Here is a 15,807-nt window from a genome sequence, read left to right as displayed (position 1 = left end):
ACGTCCTGCACGAGGCGTGTCACGAGGACGAGCGGGTTTCCGGCCTTGATCCGCCGGAAACCCGCTACGGGGTCACTCCCAGAAGTACTGGTTCGTGTTGACCAACTGCCCCGGAATTACCTGCCCTCCGGTGCGGAACTCGGTGTACGCCCAGTAGTCGCCGTCAGGCTTCAGCGCAGCGCCCGGCCGCAGTTTGTACTGCGGCGTCGTGCCACGCACCAGTGAGGCCGGCAATTCCAGCGTCGCCTGCTCGTAGTGGCCGTTACGGCTGAGGATCACGTGGCCGAGCCGGTAGTCGACGACCGGGCCCGCGGAGTCCTGTGCGAAGACGTACGCGGTGTAGGTGCCCGCTTCCGGCATGAAGGACCAGGCCCGTTCGAGGCTGTTCCAGGTGGAATTGCTCCGGTACACCAGCTTGTCGCCCCTGTACAGATACAGGTCGAGGTTGGTGTCCGGATCGTCGGTTTCGGCCTTCACGACGATTCCTGCGCTGCCCGCCGGCACCTTGAAGGTGTGCGCACGCACCCCGAGGGCCTTCGGGTCGAAGACGCCGCCGCTGACTCCGGTCGGCATCGAGTACGACTCCCACTTCATGGGGGCGTAGCCGGTCGACCTGCCGGAGACCGGGCCGGTGAAGCCCGGCTCCATCATGGCGAAGGAGCCGCCGGCGAGCCGGCCGAACTCCTCCAGGTTGTCGTCGTACTCCCGGGGCGTGATGCCCCACGGGCGGGCGGCGACCGGAATCCGTACCTGGTGGGCGTTGCCGCGCCAGGTGATCGCGCCGGTGGTGTAGCGGTCCCACGGTGCGCTGCCGCGCCGCAGGGTGATGGTGACCGAGACGGTCCTGCCCGGTGCCACCGTCACCACCGAGGGGGAGACGGTGATTCCCATGCCCCGCAGCCCGCTGGTCGACGCGCGGTACGTCTCCTTCTTGCTGCCGACGTTCGTCAGCTTGCGGGTCAGCACCACCGGCTTGGTTCCGTCGTACTCGCGCAGCGCGATCGAAGGCAGGTTCAGATCGCGGCCGTCGGGCTGAGCGGCCTCGCTGAAGGCGACCAGGCTCTGCGCGTCCGGCTCGATGACCAGCCCCGGATCGGCGGCCCGCTTCACCGACGCCAGTCCGCTGCCCTGGGCCAAGGGGCTGGCGTCGCTCACGGTGCCGGCGGTGGTGTGCAGCGCCGAGGCGACCGCGCCGGGCGACCAGCCGGGGTGCTCGGCGCGCAGGATCGCGGCCTCTCCGGCCACGTGCGGGGTCGCCATCGAGGTCCCCGAGTACGCGTCGTACTGCCGGCCGAAGTTCCCCGGCGGGGAGACGGCCGCGACGATGTCGCTGCCGGGGGCGACCAGGTCGGGCTTCATGAGCCCGGTGTGCGTCTTGTCCGGCCCTGTGGAGGAGTAGTCCGCGATGCTCGGCACGTCGAAGCTGTCGCTGCCCGAGGTGAGCCTGGCGGAGCCGTTGGCCGGGTGCCTCATCAGGTAGTTGAAGATTTTGCCGGCCTGCTCCCGGGTGTTGAGGTAGAGCACCGGGAAGTCGTAGACGCTGTTGACCCTGAAGTTGCCGTTGGGGTCGAAGAGGACCATGGCCGCGGCGCCCGTGGCCTTCAGCTCCTGCACCGAGTCGTACGGGCTGTAGAGGGCACAGGCGACCACCTTGCCCTTCACCTTCGCCGGGTCCAGGCTGCCGGGCACGCAGTACGCCGAACCGTCGTCCAGCGTGCCTGCCTCTTCGCCGAAGACCAGCGGCAGGGACCGGCCGCCGGGGAGCACGTCCAGGGTGGCGCCGGCGATCGAGGTGCCGTCACCGAGCCGGACGGTTCCCCCGTTCGCCTCGGTCACCGCCGCGCCGACCGTGGTGACCCACGGCTGGGTGTTGCTGACCGCGCTGCTGAAGCCTGTGTTGCCGGCCGCGGCGGTGACGAAGACCCCGGCCAGCGTGGCGTTGAGGAAGGCGTTGCCGATCGGCGTGTTCGGCTCGGTGTCCCCCCACTCCGTTCCTATCGAGTAGTTCAGCACCTGGACGCCGTCGGCGACCGCCGCGTCGATGCCCGCGATGATGTCGGCGTCGTATCCCGAACCGCCCCAGAGGACCTTGTAGACGGCGATCCGCGCGTCCGGGGCCACTCCGGAGATGGAACCGAAGTCCCGCCCCGCGATGGTGACGTCGTCGACGGGCAGGCCGGCTGCGGTGGACGCCGTGTGCGTGCCGTGTCCGACCATGTCCCGGGGAGAGAGCACCTCGCCCTCGGGCAGCGAGCCATACGCCGCGAGAACCGTGTCGGCGAAGTACCGGGCGCCGACGATCTTGCCGTTGCAGTGCACGGCGGCGAACGTGTAGCCGGTCTGGCAGGTGCCGTGCCAGCCGGCCGGGGCCGGCATCTTCTGGGCGAACGAAGCGCTTTCGGGCCAGATGCCGGTGTCCAGGACGCCGATCACGACCCCGGCGCCGGTGGTCTTGCTCGGCTTCCGCGGGGCGGACTTGGATGTGTCGGACTTCTGCGCACCGGTCGCCTGCGCACCGGTCGCCTGTGCGCCGGCTGCCTGTGCGCCGGTCGCCGATGCCGCAGCCGCAGCCGCAGCCGACGATGATCCGACAGTGCCCGTTGCGGTGCCGGTCGCCGACTGCGACGTGGTGTCACCGAGGGACGTCTGGCCGGAATTGACCACCTTGGACTCGGTGACCGAACGAACCCGCTTGTCCGCCTTCAGCGCCTTGACCTGAGCGGAAGTCAGGGTGGCGGAGAACCCGTTGAAGGCTGTGGTGTAGATCTCCTCGACGGTGATCCCGGCTGCTGCGGCCACGGCTGTCCGCCGGGTACCCAGGTGCTTCCGGTACGCCTTCGCCTCCGCCGACTGCGGTTCCAGCTGCTCACCCGGTGCCGGGCGGGTCCGGGCCAGCCCCGGGACCTCGCCCGTGTACGTCGTCACTGGCTCCTCGGCGAGCTGCACGATGTACGGGGTGCGCCCGGTGGGCGTCTGCTTCCGCACCGCCTCGGACTCGCCGGTCCGGCCCTGTCCGAATCGACCGGCACCTCCCGTCAGGTCGACGCGGTCCCCTGCGGGACGCAGACCGGAGCGGACACTGTTGCCCGCCGGGGTGTCCTGCTCGGGCGGGGCGGCCATTGCCGCGTTTCCGGTGGCGACCGTGCCGCCCCCCGCCAGGACGAAGGCCAGCAGGGGTACCGCCAACCTCCTTCGCAGGGTTCGTGCGCTCGTAGTCACGAGGCTCCTTCCAGTAGCTCCTTATGGGAGCGCTCCCAAGCATCTCGACGCCCCCTCCCGGGAGAGGAGAGGGGGTGCGGGCTCACCCAACCCAACGTTCGTTAAGGGGGAGTTCACGGCCTGTTTCAGTGCCCGTGGAGCCGCCATGGCTACCCCAACGGGCACACGTGGCCGGCTTCCGCGAGGAGGGGTGGGGGGACGGGCGTGGCCGGTGTCTCGACGCCCCGGGAGTCGCCGAGCGAGCTCAAAGCGGTCGCGGCGGGGGAGTGGCCCGTACCGGGGTGGAGCCAGTACGCACGGGGGTACGGTGCACGCGACCAGGAGACCAACAGGGCCGGCCGGGACGTACCACTCCGCATAGGTGTCACCGTTGATGTAGCCCGGGGCCGGGGTGAAGATCGGCGGCGGCATCCAGGATGGGACAAGTACACCTGTACGTCTGCCAACGAGTTCGCGTTGGACGTCCAGATGGCGTGGGTGAGGATTCACCCCGAGCACGATGCCCGTGACGCGTACGCGGCCATCATGAGTGGTGTTCCTGTCGAGCGGGAAAGTGTCAGCGGGGACTCGCCGACGTGCTGCATCACGTACGGGTTGACGTCCTTCGCCCGTGTCCTGCAGTGCATCGAGGCCATCCGCGGCGGCGGGTTCGACCCGCACGTGCCGGGCGGGATTATCGGAAATGACGAGGCCTGAGCCCGGAGGCTATAGCGTCTGCGTTACTCGGCTCGTGAGACGAGTTGTCCCTTCAGAACCTGCCGCCGCCATTTCCCGGACAGGAGAAGCGATGAGTGCACACGGTGATGTCGACCTCGGCCACACTCTGGCCGGCTGGACCGGAACGGCCCTCGTGATCGTCGGCGCTACGGGCGCCGGAGTCGCGGTCTGCGCGGCCTCCCCGCCAGGGGTGGCGTTGGGCGGGACGGTGATAGCCGCCGGCGCTGTGGTCACCTGGCTGCTGCATCTGGCGGGCCGGGGCAAGCCGAGCGGCCCCGGCGACCCGAGGAGTGGAGTTGGCGCGTACGTGACACCCGGGCCCGCGACGGCCACCCGGAGTGCCTCGGGTGCCGGATGGCCGGGCGGCGTCGCGTGACTCCGGCCGCGGGGGTTCCCGTACCGGCGGCCGAGCCCGTGAACGGCTGAGACGGCCGGGGCGGCCGGGCCTGCGGGCCTCCGTGCCGCCCCGGCGATAAATCCCCGGCACCCGCCGGACGAGGCTGTTATCGTGAATGGCACGTGATCAGCGATGTGATCATCGATGAAGGAGAGCAGTTGTGAAGGGTGACGACGACATCTCCGGGTGACACCCGAAGGTGATCTGCCACCGGCAGGCGCGTTCAAGCGCCGCTGTGATGGCTTCCGTTGTCGTACCCCACCTCTGTTCGCCTCCGGGCGGCCGCTTCGACGCGCGCCCGCATCACGTCACCAGGACGTCTCCATGTCCGTTTCCATGGCCTTTCTCACCTGCTCCCACCTCTCCTTCTCCTGGCCCGACGGCACACCCGTCTTCCAGGACCTCTCTTTCACCGTCGGCGCCGGCCGCACCGGACTCGTCGCACCCAACGGCGCGGGCAAGAGCACCCTGCTCAAGCTGATCACCGGTGAGTACCGCCCCACCCGGGGCTCCGTCTCCGTGAACGGACTGCTCGGCCACCTCCCGCAGGACCTGCCGCTCACCGGTGGTCTCACCGTGGCCGAGGTGCTCGGCGTCTCCCAGGTGATCCGGGCGCTCGACGCCATCGAATCCGGCGACACCAGCGAGGAACTCTTCGCCGTGATCGGCGACGACTGGGACATCGAGGAACGCACCCGGGCCCAGCTCGACCGCGTCGGCCTCGAAGACGTCACGCTGACACAGTCTCTGGACACCCTCAGCGGCGGGCGGATCGTCTCCCTCGGGATCGCGGCGCAGCTCCTGAAGCGCCCCGACGTGCTCCTCCTCGACGAACCGAGCAACAACCTCGACCTCGAAGCGCGCAAGAAGCTCTACACCGTGATCGAGGAGTGGAACGGCTGCCTGCTCCTGGTCAGCCACGACCGGGAACTGCTCGACCGGATGGACCGCATCGCCGAACTCGACCGCGGTGAATTCCGCTTCTACGGAGGCAACTTCACCGAATACGAAGAGATGGTGCGCGGCGAGCAGGAGGTCGCCGAGAAGAACGTCCGCAGCGCCGAGCAGGAAGTGAAGCGGGAGAAGCGGGAGATGCAGCAGGCCCGCGAACGCGCCCAGCGCCGCTCGAACAACGCCGCCCGCACCATCAAGAACGCCGGACTGCCCAAGATCGTCGCGGGCGGACTCAAGCGCAGCGCCCAGGTGTCGGCGGCCAAGGCGGACGGTACGCACGCGGCCCGTGTCGGGGACGCCCGGGCCCGGCTCGACGAGGCGGGCCGCGCACTCCGCGACGACCAGCGGATCACCCTGGAACTGCCCGAGACCCGCGTCCCCGCGGGACGGACCGTCTTCCTCGGCGAGGGCGTCCGGGTCCGCCGCGGTGACCGAGAGCTGTTCGCCGGGGACGGGGCGCACCTGGAGATCCGCGGCCCCGAGCGGATCGCGCTCACCGGCCCCAACGGGGCAGGAAAGTCCACCCTCTTGCGGATCGTCCAGGGTGAGCAGGTGCCGGACGGCGGGACCCTCCGGCGGGCGGACGGCCGCATCGCGTACCTCTCCCAGCGTCTCGATCTGCTCGACTCCGCACGTACCGTCGCCGAGAACTTCGCCGCGTTCGCGCCCGCCCTGCCGGAGGCGGAGCGGATGAACCTGCTGGCGCGCTTCCTCTTCCGGGGCTCGCACGCGCACCTTCCGGTGTCGGCGCTCTCCGGCGGTGAGCGGCTGCGTGCCACCCTCGCCTGCGTCCTCTACGCCGAACCCGCCCCGCAACTCCTGCTGCTGGACGAACCGACCAACAACCTCGACCTGGTCAGCGTCGGCCAGTTGGAGAGCGCGCTCAACGCCTACCAGGGAGCCTTCGTGGTCGTCAGCCACGACGAGCGCTTCCTCGCGGAGATCGGGGTCGACCGGCGGCTCCACCTGACCGACGGACGGCTGACGGAGGCGGGCGCACCCGGCGGCGACTGACCGCCCAGGCGGTCCTGCCCCGTCCCGCTTGCGCCCGTCCCGCTTCCGCCTACATCTGTCCCCCGCTGCCCCGCCCGCGCCCGAGGCCCCGCCCGGCGGGCACCGCAGCCGACCCGACCCAGGTGATCCCCCATGACCCGACCCGCCCTGCTCGCCCACGACCTCGTCCGTACCCTCGGGAGGCGCCGGGTGCTCGACGGCGTCTCCCTCACCGCCGCCCCCGGCCGCCGCATCGGCCTGATCGGCGAGAACGGTGCCGGAAAGTCCACCCTGCTGAGAATCCTCGCCGGGGTGGACGAGCCCGATTCCGGCACCGTCGTCCGCCCTGCCGGACTCGGCTACCTCCACCAGGAGATGCCGTACGAGAGCGGAGCGAGCATCACCGACGTGCTCGACGACGCCCTCGCCGAGTCCCGCGCGGACCTTGCCCGGCTCGACCTACTCTCCCGGGAGATCGCCGCCGTGCCCGAGGACACGCCCGGCCACGGCGACCTCCTCGCCCGGTACGCGGAGTGCCTGCAGCAGGCCGAGGAGCACGAGGCCTGGGACGCCGACCGGCGCGCCGGGCTCGTCCTCGACGGCCTCGGCCTCGGCGCCCTGGCCCACGGCCGCACCCTCGGCACCCTCTCGGGCGGACAGCGGGGGCGGCTCGCCCTTGCTGCGCTGCTGATCCGCCGGCCCACCGCGCTCCTCCTCGACGAACCCACCAACCACCTGGACGACGAGGCCGCCGCGTTCCTGGAACGGCGGCTGTGCGAGATGCCCGGTGCCGTCGTGGTGGCGGGCCACGACCGGGCGTTCCTCGACGCCGTCTGCACCGACCTGATCGACCTCGACCCCGCGGTGCGCGGGCCGGTCCACTACGGCGGCGGCTACACCGCCTACCAGGACCAGCGGCGGGCCGCCCGGGAGAGCTGGCAGCGGCGCTTCGAGGAGGAGGAGAAAGAACTCGCCGACCTGCGCGTCGCGGTGGAGGTCACGGCCCACCGGGTCGCCCCGGACCGTGGGCCGCGCGACAACGAGAAGATGGGGTACGGCCACGCCGGGGGCCGGGTCCAGCACCAGATCGCCCGCCGGGTGCGCAACGCCGCCCGCCGGCTCGGCGAACTGGAGCGGCAGCGGGTCCCCGCCCCGCCGGAGCCCCTGCGCTTCCGCACCCCTGAACCGGAAGCCGCCGAGCCCGCGAACTCCGCCGACGACGCCCCGCTGCTCTCCCTCCGGGACCTCCGGGTGCCCGGCCGCCTCACCCTCGACCGCCTGGACCTCCACTCGGGCCACCGCCTGCTGGTGACCGGCCCGAACGGCGCGGGCAAGTCGACGCTCCTCGCGGTGCTGGCGGGCGGACTGACCGCTCCCACCGGCCGGGTGCGTCGCCGGGAGGGGCTTCGGGCCGGACTGCTCGCCCAGGACACGGTGTTCGAGCATCCGGGGCGTACCGTCGCGGAGACGTACACCCTCGGGCTCGGCGAGGAACGGGCCGAACTCGTCCCGCTCGCCGGGCTCGGGCTCTTCGCCGCACGGGATCTCGACAGCAGAGTCGGTGAACTGTCGGCCGGTCAGCGCCGCAGGCTCGCCCTCGCCCTGCTCGTCGCCGACCCGCCGGACCTGCTGCTGCTCGACGAACCGACCAACCACCTCTCGCCACGGCTCGCCGACGAGTTGGAGGAGGCACTCGGCACCGGTCCGGGGACCGTCGTGGTCGCCAGCCACGACCGGTGGCTCAGGTCCCGTTGGCCGGGTACGGAACTGCGCCTGCGGGCACCCGCGGAGGAGCGGACGTGAGAAACGCCGCGTTCGCCCGCGACGGAAACCGGACGCCAGTGCGGGAGGGGAGGGTCGTGATCGGGTACAAATCGTGGTGATCGTCCGCCCCCGGGGCGGTGGCCCGGTACGGACGGAGCCACCACCCACGAACGAGGAGAACCGATGGTGCACGCACGGGCCGGCAAGCCGGCAGAATCCGACGACCTGGTCGACGTGGCACGGCTGGTGACTGCGTATTACGCCCTCCACCCCGACCCGGCCGAGCCCGGCCAGCGGGTGGCCTTCGGCACGTCCGGGCACCGCGGTTCCTCGCTCGCGACCGCGTTCAACGAGGACCACATCGCCGCCACCACCCAGGCGATCTGCGAATACCGCACCCGGCAGGGCACGGACGGCCCGCTCTTCCTCGGCGTGGACACCCATGCCCTGTCGGAGCCCGCGCGGGTCACCGCCCTGGAGGTCCTCGCCGCGAACGGGGCCACCGTCCTCATCGACTCCGAGGACGGCTACACCCCGACCCCGGCGGTCTCGCACGCGATCCTGACGTACAACCGCGGCCGGACCGGAGGGCTGGCCGACGGGATCGTCGTCACCCCGTCGCACAACCCGCCCGCCGACGGCGGGTTCAAGTACAACCCGCCCAACGGCGGACCGGCCGGCTCGGACGCCACCTCCTGGATCCAGGACCGCGCCAACGAACTCATCGCGGGCGGGCTCAAGGAGGTGCGCCGCGTCCCGTACGCCCGTGCGCTGGCCGCGGGGACGACCGGACGCCACGACTTCCTCGGCGGGTACGTCGACGACCTGCCGTCCGTACTGAACCTGGACGCGATCCGCGACGCGGGCATCCGGATCGGCGCAGACCCGCTCGGCGGCGCGTCCGTCGGCTACTGGGGCCGCATCGCGGAGACCCACCGCATCGACCTGACGGTGGTCAACCCGCTCGCCGACCCCACCTGGCGCTTCATGACGCTGGACTGGGACGGCAAGATCCGGATGGACTGCTCCTCGCCGTACGCCATGGCCTCGCTCATCGCGCAGCGCGACGCGTACGCCATCTCCACCGGCAACGACGCCGATGCCGACCGGCACGGCATCGTCACCCCCGACGGCGGGCTGATGAACCCCAACCACTACCTGGCCGTCGCCATCCAGTACCTCTACACCCACCGCGACGGCTGGCCCGCCGGGACCGGCATCGGCAAGACACTGGTCTCCTCCTCGATGATCGACCGGGTCGCCGCCGACCTCGGCCGCCCGCTGGTGGAGGTACCTGTCGGCTTCAAGTGGTTCGTGGACGGTCTCTTCGACGGCAGCCTCGGCTTCGGCGGCGAGGAGTCCGCCGGCGCCTCGTTCCTGCGGCGCGACGGCCAGGTGTGGACCACCGACAAGGACGGCATCCTGCTCGCCCTGCTGGCCTCCGAGATCACCGCGGTCACCGGCTCCACCCCGTCCCAGCACTACACCGAGCTCACCACCCGTTTCGGCGACCCCGCCTACGCGCGCGTCGACGCCCCGGCCACCCGCGAGGAGAAGGCCGTGCTGGCCAAGCTCTCGCCCGAGCAGGTCACCGCCGACACCCTCGCGGGCGAGGCCATCACCGCCGTACTCACCGAGGCGCCCGGCAACGGCGCGGCCATCGGCGGTCTCAAGGTCTGCACCGACAGCGCCTGGTTCGCCGCCCGGCCCTCCGGCACCGAGGACGTGTACAAGGTGTACGCGGAGAGCTTCCAGGGCCCCGACCACCTGAGCAGGGTCCAGGACGAGGCCAAGGCCCTCGTCTCGACCGTCCTGGGCGCCGCGGGCTGAGACCCCGTCACGTGTGCGGCCGGCCCCGGTGAGGCGGGACCGGCCGCACACGTGTGTCGCGCAACCGCTCCGGCGGCCCGTGGCTGTCGGCGGCCCCTGCCACACGTGAGAGCCGGCCCGCCCGTCAGGCGTGCGCAGCCGCGAACGGGCCGTCGCCCGCGAAGGCCAGCGCGGCGAAGCGCTCGCCCATCAGGCGGTGGGTCGCGGCGTCGGGATGCAGCTGGTCGGGCAGCGGCAGCTCGTCCGCGTCGGCCGGGCCGTAGAGCGCGCGGCCGTCGAGGTGGTGCAGATGCGGGTCCTCGGAGGACCGCTGCTGGACGATCCGGGCCAGCTCCGCGCGTACGACGTTCAGTGTCAGCTTCCCGCCCGCGGTTTCGGCCGCGTCGCCCATCGCGACGAACTTCAGCTTCCCCATGCTCAGTTGGGAGAGATCCGGGGCGCTCGGGCCCGGGGTGTCCTCGTGCATCGGGCACAGGATCGGTGAGACCAGGAGCAGCGGGGTGGTGGGGTGGCCCTCGCGGATCGTGTCGAGGAAGCCGTGGACGGCGGGGGTGAAGGCACGCAGCCGCATCGCGTCGGTGTTGACCAGGTTGATGCCGATCTTCAGGCTGATCAGATCGGCGGGGGTGTCCCGCAGGGCGCGCGCGGTGAAGGGGTCGAGCAGGGCGCTGCCGGCCAGGCCCAGGTTGATCAGCTCCGCTCCGCCCAGGCGTGCGGCGAGGGCGGGCCAGATGGTACTGGGGCTCGCGGCGTCGGAACCGTGGCTGATCGAGCTCCCGTGGTGCAGCCACACGGGCCGGCCCCGGTCCGGCGACGGCGCGACGGGGGCGTCGCTGCGCAGGGCCACGAGCTCGGTGGTCTCGTTGTGCGGCAGCCAGATCTCGACGTCCTTGTCGCCCTCGGGCAGACCGGCGAACCGGATCGTGGCGACCGGCCCCGGCAGGTACTCGGCCGATCCGGTGGCCATGTCGACGATCACGGTGTTGCCGGTGGACGCGGTGGCCCGGCCCGCCGGGCGGCCGTCGACGAGCAGGTCGTACACCCCGTCCGGGCGCGGCGGCGCACCCGCGTAGGCCCGCTTGGTGGGCAGGGTGTCCAGCTCCAGGGCGGTGGCCGCGGTGCGGAAGGCCAGCCGCACCCCGGAAGGCTGGGACTCGGCGAAGGCCAGCTGGGGATCGGTGTACTGGGCACGGGCCCGGGCGGGCAGCCGGTGCGGGAGGACGCCGTGCGCCGTGTGCTCCAGATCCAGGGCGCCCCGCAGCAGCGCGGCGGTCAGGGGAGTGGTGATCCAGCGGTGCGGGGTGCTCTGTGGGGTGCTCAAGGTGTTCGGCCCGTCGGTCGTCGGTCGGGTGGTGGATGTCGGACGGCGCGTGTCGGGATCCCGCAAGGCGGCGGCTCAGGGAGCGGCCCAGTTCCTCAGGAGCGCGTCGAGCCGGTCCAGGGCCCAGGTCCAGCTCTCCTGGGAGTCCGGGGCGGAGTGGCTGAAGCCGCCGGACGCCTCCAGGCTGACGTATCCGTGGAACACGCTGCCCAGGAGGCGGACGGCGTGCGTCTCGTCCGGCTCCGCGATGTCGTAGCCCCGCAGGATGGCCCGCGTCATCAGCGAGTGCCGGGGCGCCGCGCTCGCGGCGGCCGTCTCCGGGTCGAGCCTGAGCTGGGCAGCCGCGTAACGGCCGGGGTGTTCGCGTGCGTAGTCTCGGTAGACGTCGGCGAAGGCGGTCAGCGCGTCCCTTCCTGCCCTGCCCGCCAGGGCGACCGCGGCCCGGTCGGCCATCTCCTCCAGTGCGAGCAGCGCGATCCGCGTCTTGAGCTCCTGGGAGTTCTTCAGGTGCGAGTAGAGGCTCGCGACCTTGACGTCGAACTGCCGGGCGAGCGCGGAAAGGGTCACCTGGTCGAAGCCCGAGGCGTCGGCCATCTCCGCCCCCGCCCGGACCAGCCGTTCCGTGGTGAGTCCCGCGCGCGCCATGACCTTCCCCCTCCTCCGCCTGAGCGACATATTCATTTGCCTATAACCTTTAGGGAAATTAGCATATCGCTCATGAATCCGCTGACTGAGCAAGAGATCCGCGCCGCGTTCGTGAACTGCAGCAAGGGCGAGGCGAAGCGACTGGCGGTTCCGCGCGATCTGGCGGACCGCGAGTGGGACGACCTGGACTTCCTCGGCTGGCGCGACCCCCAGGCGCCCGACCGGGCCTACCTCGTCACCGAGTCGGAGGGCCGCCCGCAGGCCATCGTGATGCGCAGCCCGGGCGCGGTCCCCGGTCGCCAGCGCCGGAGCATGTGTTCGCTGTGCCTGACCACCCACTCCGGCGGCGTCTCGCTGATGGTCGCGCCGAAGGCGGGCAAGGCGGGGCAGCAGGGCAACTCGGTGGGCGCCTACCTCTGCGACGACCTCGCCTGCTCCCTGTACGTACGGGGCAAGAAGGACGCGGGCCCCGGCGCCCGCCTGCGCGAGTCGCTCACCCTGGAGGAGATGATCCGGCGGACTTCGGAGAACCTCGCCGCGTTCCTCGCCCATGTGACGGGGTGACCGGCGTGACGGGCGGCGGCGTCGTTGTCGGACACGCAGGTCACGCCTGCCGGGCGACCCGGCGGGCCCACAGCACCAGGGGCAGCTGGAGCGGCACTCGCGCGTAGGCGACACGGCGCTGCGGAGCCGGGCGGTGTCGCCAGTCGACCGCCATCTTCACGTTGCCGGGGAGTACGCCGACGAAGAAGGCGGCAGCCCCGAGAGCGGCGACGCGGCGGGTGCGCGGGGCGAGAATGCCCGCCGCGAGGGCGAGTTCGACGCCGGCGCTCGCGTACGTCCAGGTGCGGGGGCTTCCCGGCAGGGCGCTCGGGACGAGCGAGTCGAAGGGGCGCGGCACCGCGAGATGCAGCGCTCCCGCGCCTGCCAGCAGGCCGGCCAGGGCGGTGGCGGAACGGTGGGTCATGGGCGGGTGCCTCCTGCGGGGGAGTGGGTTCCCGGAAAGCCGGTCCTCAAGGATGTCATCGCCGTCCGGCGTTGACGGGTGGGTGCGGCGAAGGGTGTTCAGGTTCACTTGCCCGGGCCGGACGTGGCGATGCGGGTCGGGCGGACGGCATCCCGGCCGCTGCCGGGGTGAATATCGCCGTGACGGAGGAAGCGAACCGTCGTGACGGCGACCCGTGTGGTCCACGTTCTCCTCGGGAACGCCGGTCAGCCTCGGCGCGAGACGAGGGGGGTGAGTGATTCCGTGGGCCGACACAGTCACTGGAGAAGTGGGCTGGTGGCCATGAACCAGTGGATGCTGACCTGTCCCCGCTCCTTCTCAAGGATTGGCGGGGTCCCGTCCCGGTGGATGTGCCGAAGGCAGCGGCGGCGGATCGGCGCTCCGGCGATCAGCAGCACGGATGAGCAGACGACGATGGCTATCGGGATCAAGGCCTCTCGCCGCGGCTGTCTTCGCCTTCTCCTCGTACCGCATGGGCTCAGTGTGCAGAGGACCCGGTCCTGGCCGGCACGTTCGGCCGCGCACGGAATCATGCCGACGCCGGCGGACCGGGCCTCAGTGGTGCCACGCCTCTCCTCCGACATTGTGGATCATCCGCTGCAGCACCTTGAGGGTGACCAGGTACTCCTCATCGGCGATGCCGTCGTGGGTTTGCCTCCGCATCGCCGTCTGGCGCTGGGCGCACTGGCGGAACACCGTGTCTCCCTCGGAGGTCGGCCGAAGCCGGTTCTCACCGTCGACCGTGAGCAGGCCCCGGACGAGGAGGGCGTCGATCTCGCCCGCGAGCGAGGAGCCCACGTCCAAGTAGCCCTGCAGGACTTCCGTCACCTCCGCGCGGGTCCGGCCGTTCTCGTCGGCGGCGACCTGTGCCATGGCCCACCACTGGGGCTGGGTGACGCCGAACTCCGCAAGCCCCGCGCGGATGTTGGTGACGACCGCTTTGTGAGCGGCCCAGCTCCAGTAGCCGATGGGCTGTTGGACCAGCTCGGGGTCGTTGTGCGAGTACTCCATCGTTCTGCCCTCACCATCCGAGTAACGCGACAGGTGGGACCAACGTAGGACCTCAACCGAACATGAGGTCAAGCGGCCGTGTGCGTGGGCCCTGTCCTCCCGAAGCTGCTTCGGCGAAGTGACACGTACTCTCTGCAGCGGATCTGGGGTGTGCAGGGAGCGGACCGCAAGTTTGTCGAACCGGGTCGCCACCGCCCGGTTCCGTTTCAGCCGGTTGGTGCCGCACTCAACCGCGTGCCGGGCCTTGCAGTCCTCGCGGTCGAAGGCCGGAGGCCGCCCGCCAGCCGCTCCCCGCCGCTTGCGGTGGCCGGCCTGATCGGCAGGTTCCGGGATCGTGCAGAGGATCCCGCGCCCACGTAGGTATGCACGGTTCGCGCGCGACGAATACGCCTTGTCGCCCCGCACCCGTAGCGGACGAACGCGCGGCCGGCCCAGCCCGATACGTGGAACCCGGATCGCTTCCAGCACCGCCCTGAACCGCGGGCCGTCTCCCCGCTGACCTGCTGTGATCAGCAGCGATAACGGCCTCTGCCCTTGTGCTCGCAGGCCAGGTGAATCTTCGTCGTCCAGCCCCCAGGGAGCTGCTTTCCGCTTCACCGTAGCTTCGTGAGGACAGGGCCGCGTGCGGGGGCGGCACGCCCGTGCTCCGGCCGGCCCGGCGGCAGCCCCGAGACGGGCCCGGGCCGTTTTCAGGCGCCGGGGACCGTCTGGTGCACCTGGCGGAGGAAGGCCGCGTTGTCGGGCGTCCGGCGCACCTTGTCCAGTACGGCTTCGAGCGCGGCCCGGCTGTCCCGGCCGTGCAGGGCGCGCCGCAGTCCGCGTACGGCCGTCAACTCCGAATCGGAAAGCAGGAGTTCTTCACGCCGCGTGCCGGAGGGGGCGATGTCCACCGCCGGGAAGATACGGCGGTCGGCGAGCGCGCGGTCCAGGCGGAGCTCCATGTTGCCGGTGCCCTTGAGCTCTTCGAAGAAGAAGTCGTCCGCGCGCGAACCGGTCTCCACCAGCGCCGTCGCCAGGATGGTCAGCGAGCCGCCCTCCTCGGCCAGCCTCGCAGCCCCGAACAGCTTCTTCGGCCCGCTGAGCGCGGCCGCGTCGACACCGCCGCTCAGCGTGCGCCCGCCGGGACCGGCCGCGTTGTTGTGCGCCCGGCAGAGCCGGGTGAGCGAGTCGAGGAGGATGACGACGTCCTGTCCCTGCTCGACGAGCCGCTTGCCCCGCTCCACGGCGAGGTCGGCCAGTGCGATGTGCTCCTTCGCCGGACGGTCGAAGGTGGAGGCGAGCACGTCGCCCCGCACGGATCGGCGCATGTCCGTCACTTCTTCGGGGCGTTCGTCGAGCAGCACCACCATGAGGTGGCACTCCGGGTGGTTCGTCGCGACGGCCGCCGCGAGCTGCTGGAGCAGCACCGTCTTTCCGGTCTTCGGCGGAGCGACGATCAGACCGCGCTGCCCCTTGCCCACCGGGGCGATCAGGTCGATCAGACGTGGTGCGGGCCCGCCCGCACGGGTCTCCAGGCGCAGCCGCTCCCGGGGGTGCAGCGGGGTCAGTTCGTGGAAGTGCGGACGCGTGCGAAGGGCCTGCGGGGGCAGTCCGTTGACGCGGTCCACGACGGTGAGCGTGCCCGGCCGGTCGCAGCCGCCCTTCACGAAGTCGCCCTTGCGCAGGCCGTGACGGCCGATCAGGGCGGCCGGGACGCGGACGTCGCCGGGAGCGGGATGCCCGTGCGGACCGCGCAGCAGGCCGTGTCCGCCCTCCGAGGTGTCGAGGACACCGGCGGCGGCGACAGGTGCGTGCGGGGCGGATACGGGGCGTTCGAGTGTGGTGGTCACGGGATTGTCCTTTCGAGGACGGAAGTGTGTGTGAGCCCGGTGCGGGCGGCCCGGAGGCGGTGTCTGCACGCCTCGACGTGCGCCGCGCCGGCCGGTTTCCCGGCGGACGAAGAGCGGGGAC

At 71.4% G+C, this 15,807-nt stretch carries 12 protein-coding genes and 2 pseudogenes; 6 read left to right on the top strand and 8 right to left on the bottom strand.

Annotation, left to right across the window (positions count from 1 at the left end):
- Positions 1-72: 72 nt before the first annotated feature.
- Complete coding sequence (locus tag OHA55_RS31290; protein WP_266712855.1) at positions 73-3,219, bottom strand: S8 family peptidase; 3,147 nt, start codon at positions 3,217-3,219, stop codon at positions 73-75.
- A gap of 204 nt (positions 3,220-3,423) precedes the next feature.
- Between OHA55_RS31290 and OHA55_RS31285 the strand changes: the two genes are divergently transcribed.
- The 5 genes and pseudogenes from OHA55_RS31285 to pgm all read left to right on the top strand — a co-directional run bounded on the left by OHA55_RS31285 (position 3,424) and on the right by pgm (position 9,874).
- A complete protein-coding gene (locus OHA55_RS31285; RefSeq protein WP_266712853.1) occupies positions 3,424-3,915 on the top strand; it encodes a hypothetical protein in 492 nt (163 codons plus the stop codon).
- A 91-nt stretch (positions 3,916-4,006) separates the two neighbouring features.
- A pseudogene (locus tag OHA55_RS31280) lies at positions 4,007-4,362 on the top strand (HGxxPAAW family protein).
- A gap of 295 nt (positions 4,363-4,657) precedes the next feature.
- On the top strand, positions 4,658-6,301 hold the full coding sequence (locus OHA55_RS31275; RefSeq protein ID WP_266712851.1) for an ABC-F family ATP-binding cassette domain-containing protein: 1,644 nt from the start codon (positions 4,658-4,660) through the stop codon (positions 6,299-6,301).
- 132 nt (positions 6,302-6,433) lie between these two features.
- Positions 6,434-8,083 (top strand): ABC-F family ATP-binding cassette domain-containing protein, encoded by a 1,650-nt coding sequence (locus OHA55_RS31270; protein ID WP_266712849.1) that lies wholly within the window; start codon positions 6,434-6,436, stop codon positions 8,081-8,083.
- A gap of 144 nt (positions 8,084-8,227) precedes the next feature.
- Positions 8,228-9,874, top strand: coding sequence for a phosphoglucomutase (alpha-D-glucose-1,6-bisphosphate-dependent) (gene pgm, locus OHA55_RS31265; protein WP_266712847.1), 1,647 nt, complete (start codon positions 8,228-8,230; stop codon positions 9,872-9,874).
- 124 nt (positions 9,875-9,998) lie between these two features.
- On the opposite strand, the gene OHA55_RS31260 is transcribed toward pgm, so the two are convergent.
- Together OHA55_RS31260 and OHA55_RS31255 are read right to left on the bottom strand one after the other, a co-directional pair.
- Entirely contained in the window at positions 9,999-11,195 is a 1,197-nt protein-coding gene (locus OHA55_RS31260; protein WP_266712845.1) for an SGNH/GDSL hydrolase family protein, read from the bottom strand.
- A 75-nt stretch (positions 11,196-11,270) separates the two neighbouring features.
- Positions 11,271-11,840: a TetR/AcrR family transcriptional regulator gene (locus OHA55_RS31255; protein WP_266712843.1), complete on the bottom strand. Its 570-nt coding sequence runs from the start codon at positions 11,838-11,840 to the stop codon at positions 11,271-11,273.
- Between the two features lie 72 nt (positions 11,841-11,912).
- On the opposite strand from OHA55_RS31255, the gene OHA55_RS31250 reads away from it, so the two are divergent.
- Positions 11,913-12,404, top strand: a complete 492-nt coding sequence (locus OHA55_RS31250) for an FBP domain-containing protein (RefSeq protein WP_266712841.1) — start codon at positions 11,913-11,915, stop codon at positions 12,402-12,404.
- Positions 12,405-12,444: 40 nt separating this feature from the next.
- Here the strand turns inward: OHA55_RS31250 and OHA55_RS31245 are convergent, their stop codons facing one another.
- The 5 genes and pseudogenes from OHA55_RS31245 to rho form a co-directional block, all read right to left on the bottom strand.
- Positions 12,445-12,807 (bottom strand): hypothetical protein, encoded by a 363-nt coding sequence (locus OHA55_RS31245; protein WP_266712839.1) that lies wholly within the window; start codon positions 12,805-12,807, stop codon positions 12,445-12,447.
- A gap of 296 nt (positions 12,808-13,103) precedes the next feature.
- On the bottom strand, positions 13,104-13,277 hold the full coding sequence (locus tag OHA55_RS31240; RefSeq protein WP_266712837.1) for a hypothetical protein: 174 nt from the start codon (positions 13,275-13,277) through the stop codon (positions 13,104-13,106).
- Positions 13,278-13,401: 124 nt separating this feature from the next.
- The gene (locus tag OHA55_RS31235; RefSeq protein ID WP_266712835.1) at positions 13,402-13,857 is read right to left on the bottom strand and encodes a MarR family winged helix-turn-helix transcriptional regulator; all 456 of its coding nucleotides are present in this window, start codon (positions 13,855-13,857) and stop codon (positions 13,402-13,404) included.
- A 159-nt stretch (positions 13,858-14,016) separates the two neighbouring features.
- A pseudogene (locus tag OHA55_RS31230) lies at positions 14,017-14,432 on the bottom strand (transposase); the annotation flags it as partial.
- Between the two features lie 114 nt (positions 14,433-14,546).
- Positions 14,547-15,686 carry a transcription termination factor Rho gene (gene rho, locus OHA55_RS31225; protein ID WP_266712833.1) on the bottom strand — a complete coding sequence of 380 codons (1,140 nt, stop codon included), beginning with the start codon at positions 15,684-15,686 and terminating at the stop codon, positions 14,547-14,549.
- Between the last annotated feature and the right edge of the window lie 121 nt (positions 15,687-15,807).

The organism is Streptomyces sp. NBC_00102 (genome assembly GCF_026343115.1).
Classification (GTDB): domain Bacteria; phylum Actinomycetota; class Actinomycetes; order Streptomycetales; family Streptomycetaceae; genus Streptomyces.
The sequence above is the reverse complement of the archived record's forward strand: the minus strand, read 5'-3'. Positions and strand labels throughout refer to the sequence as shown.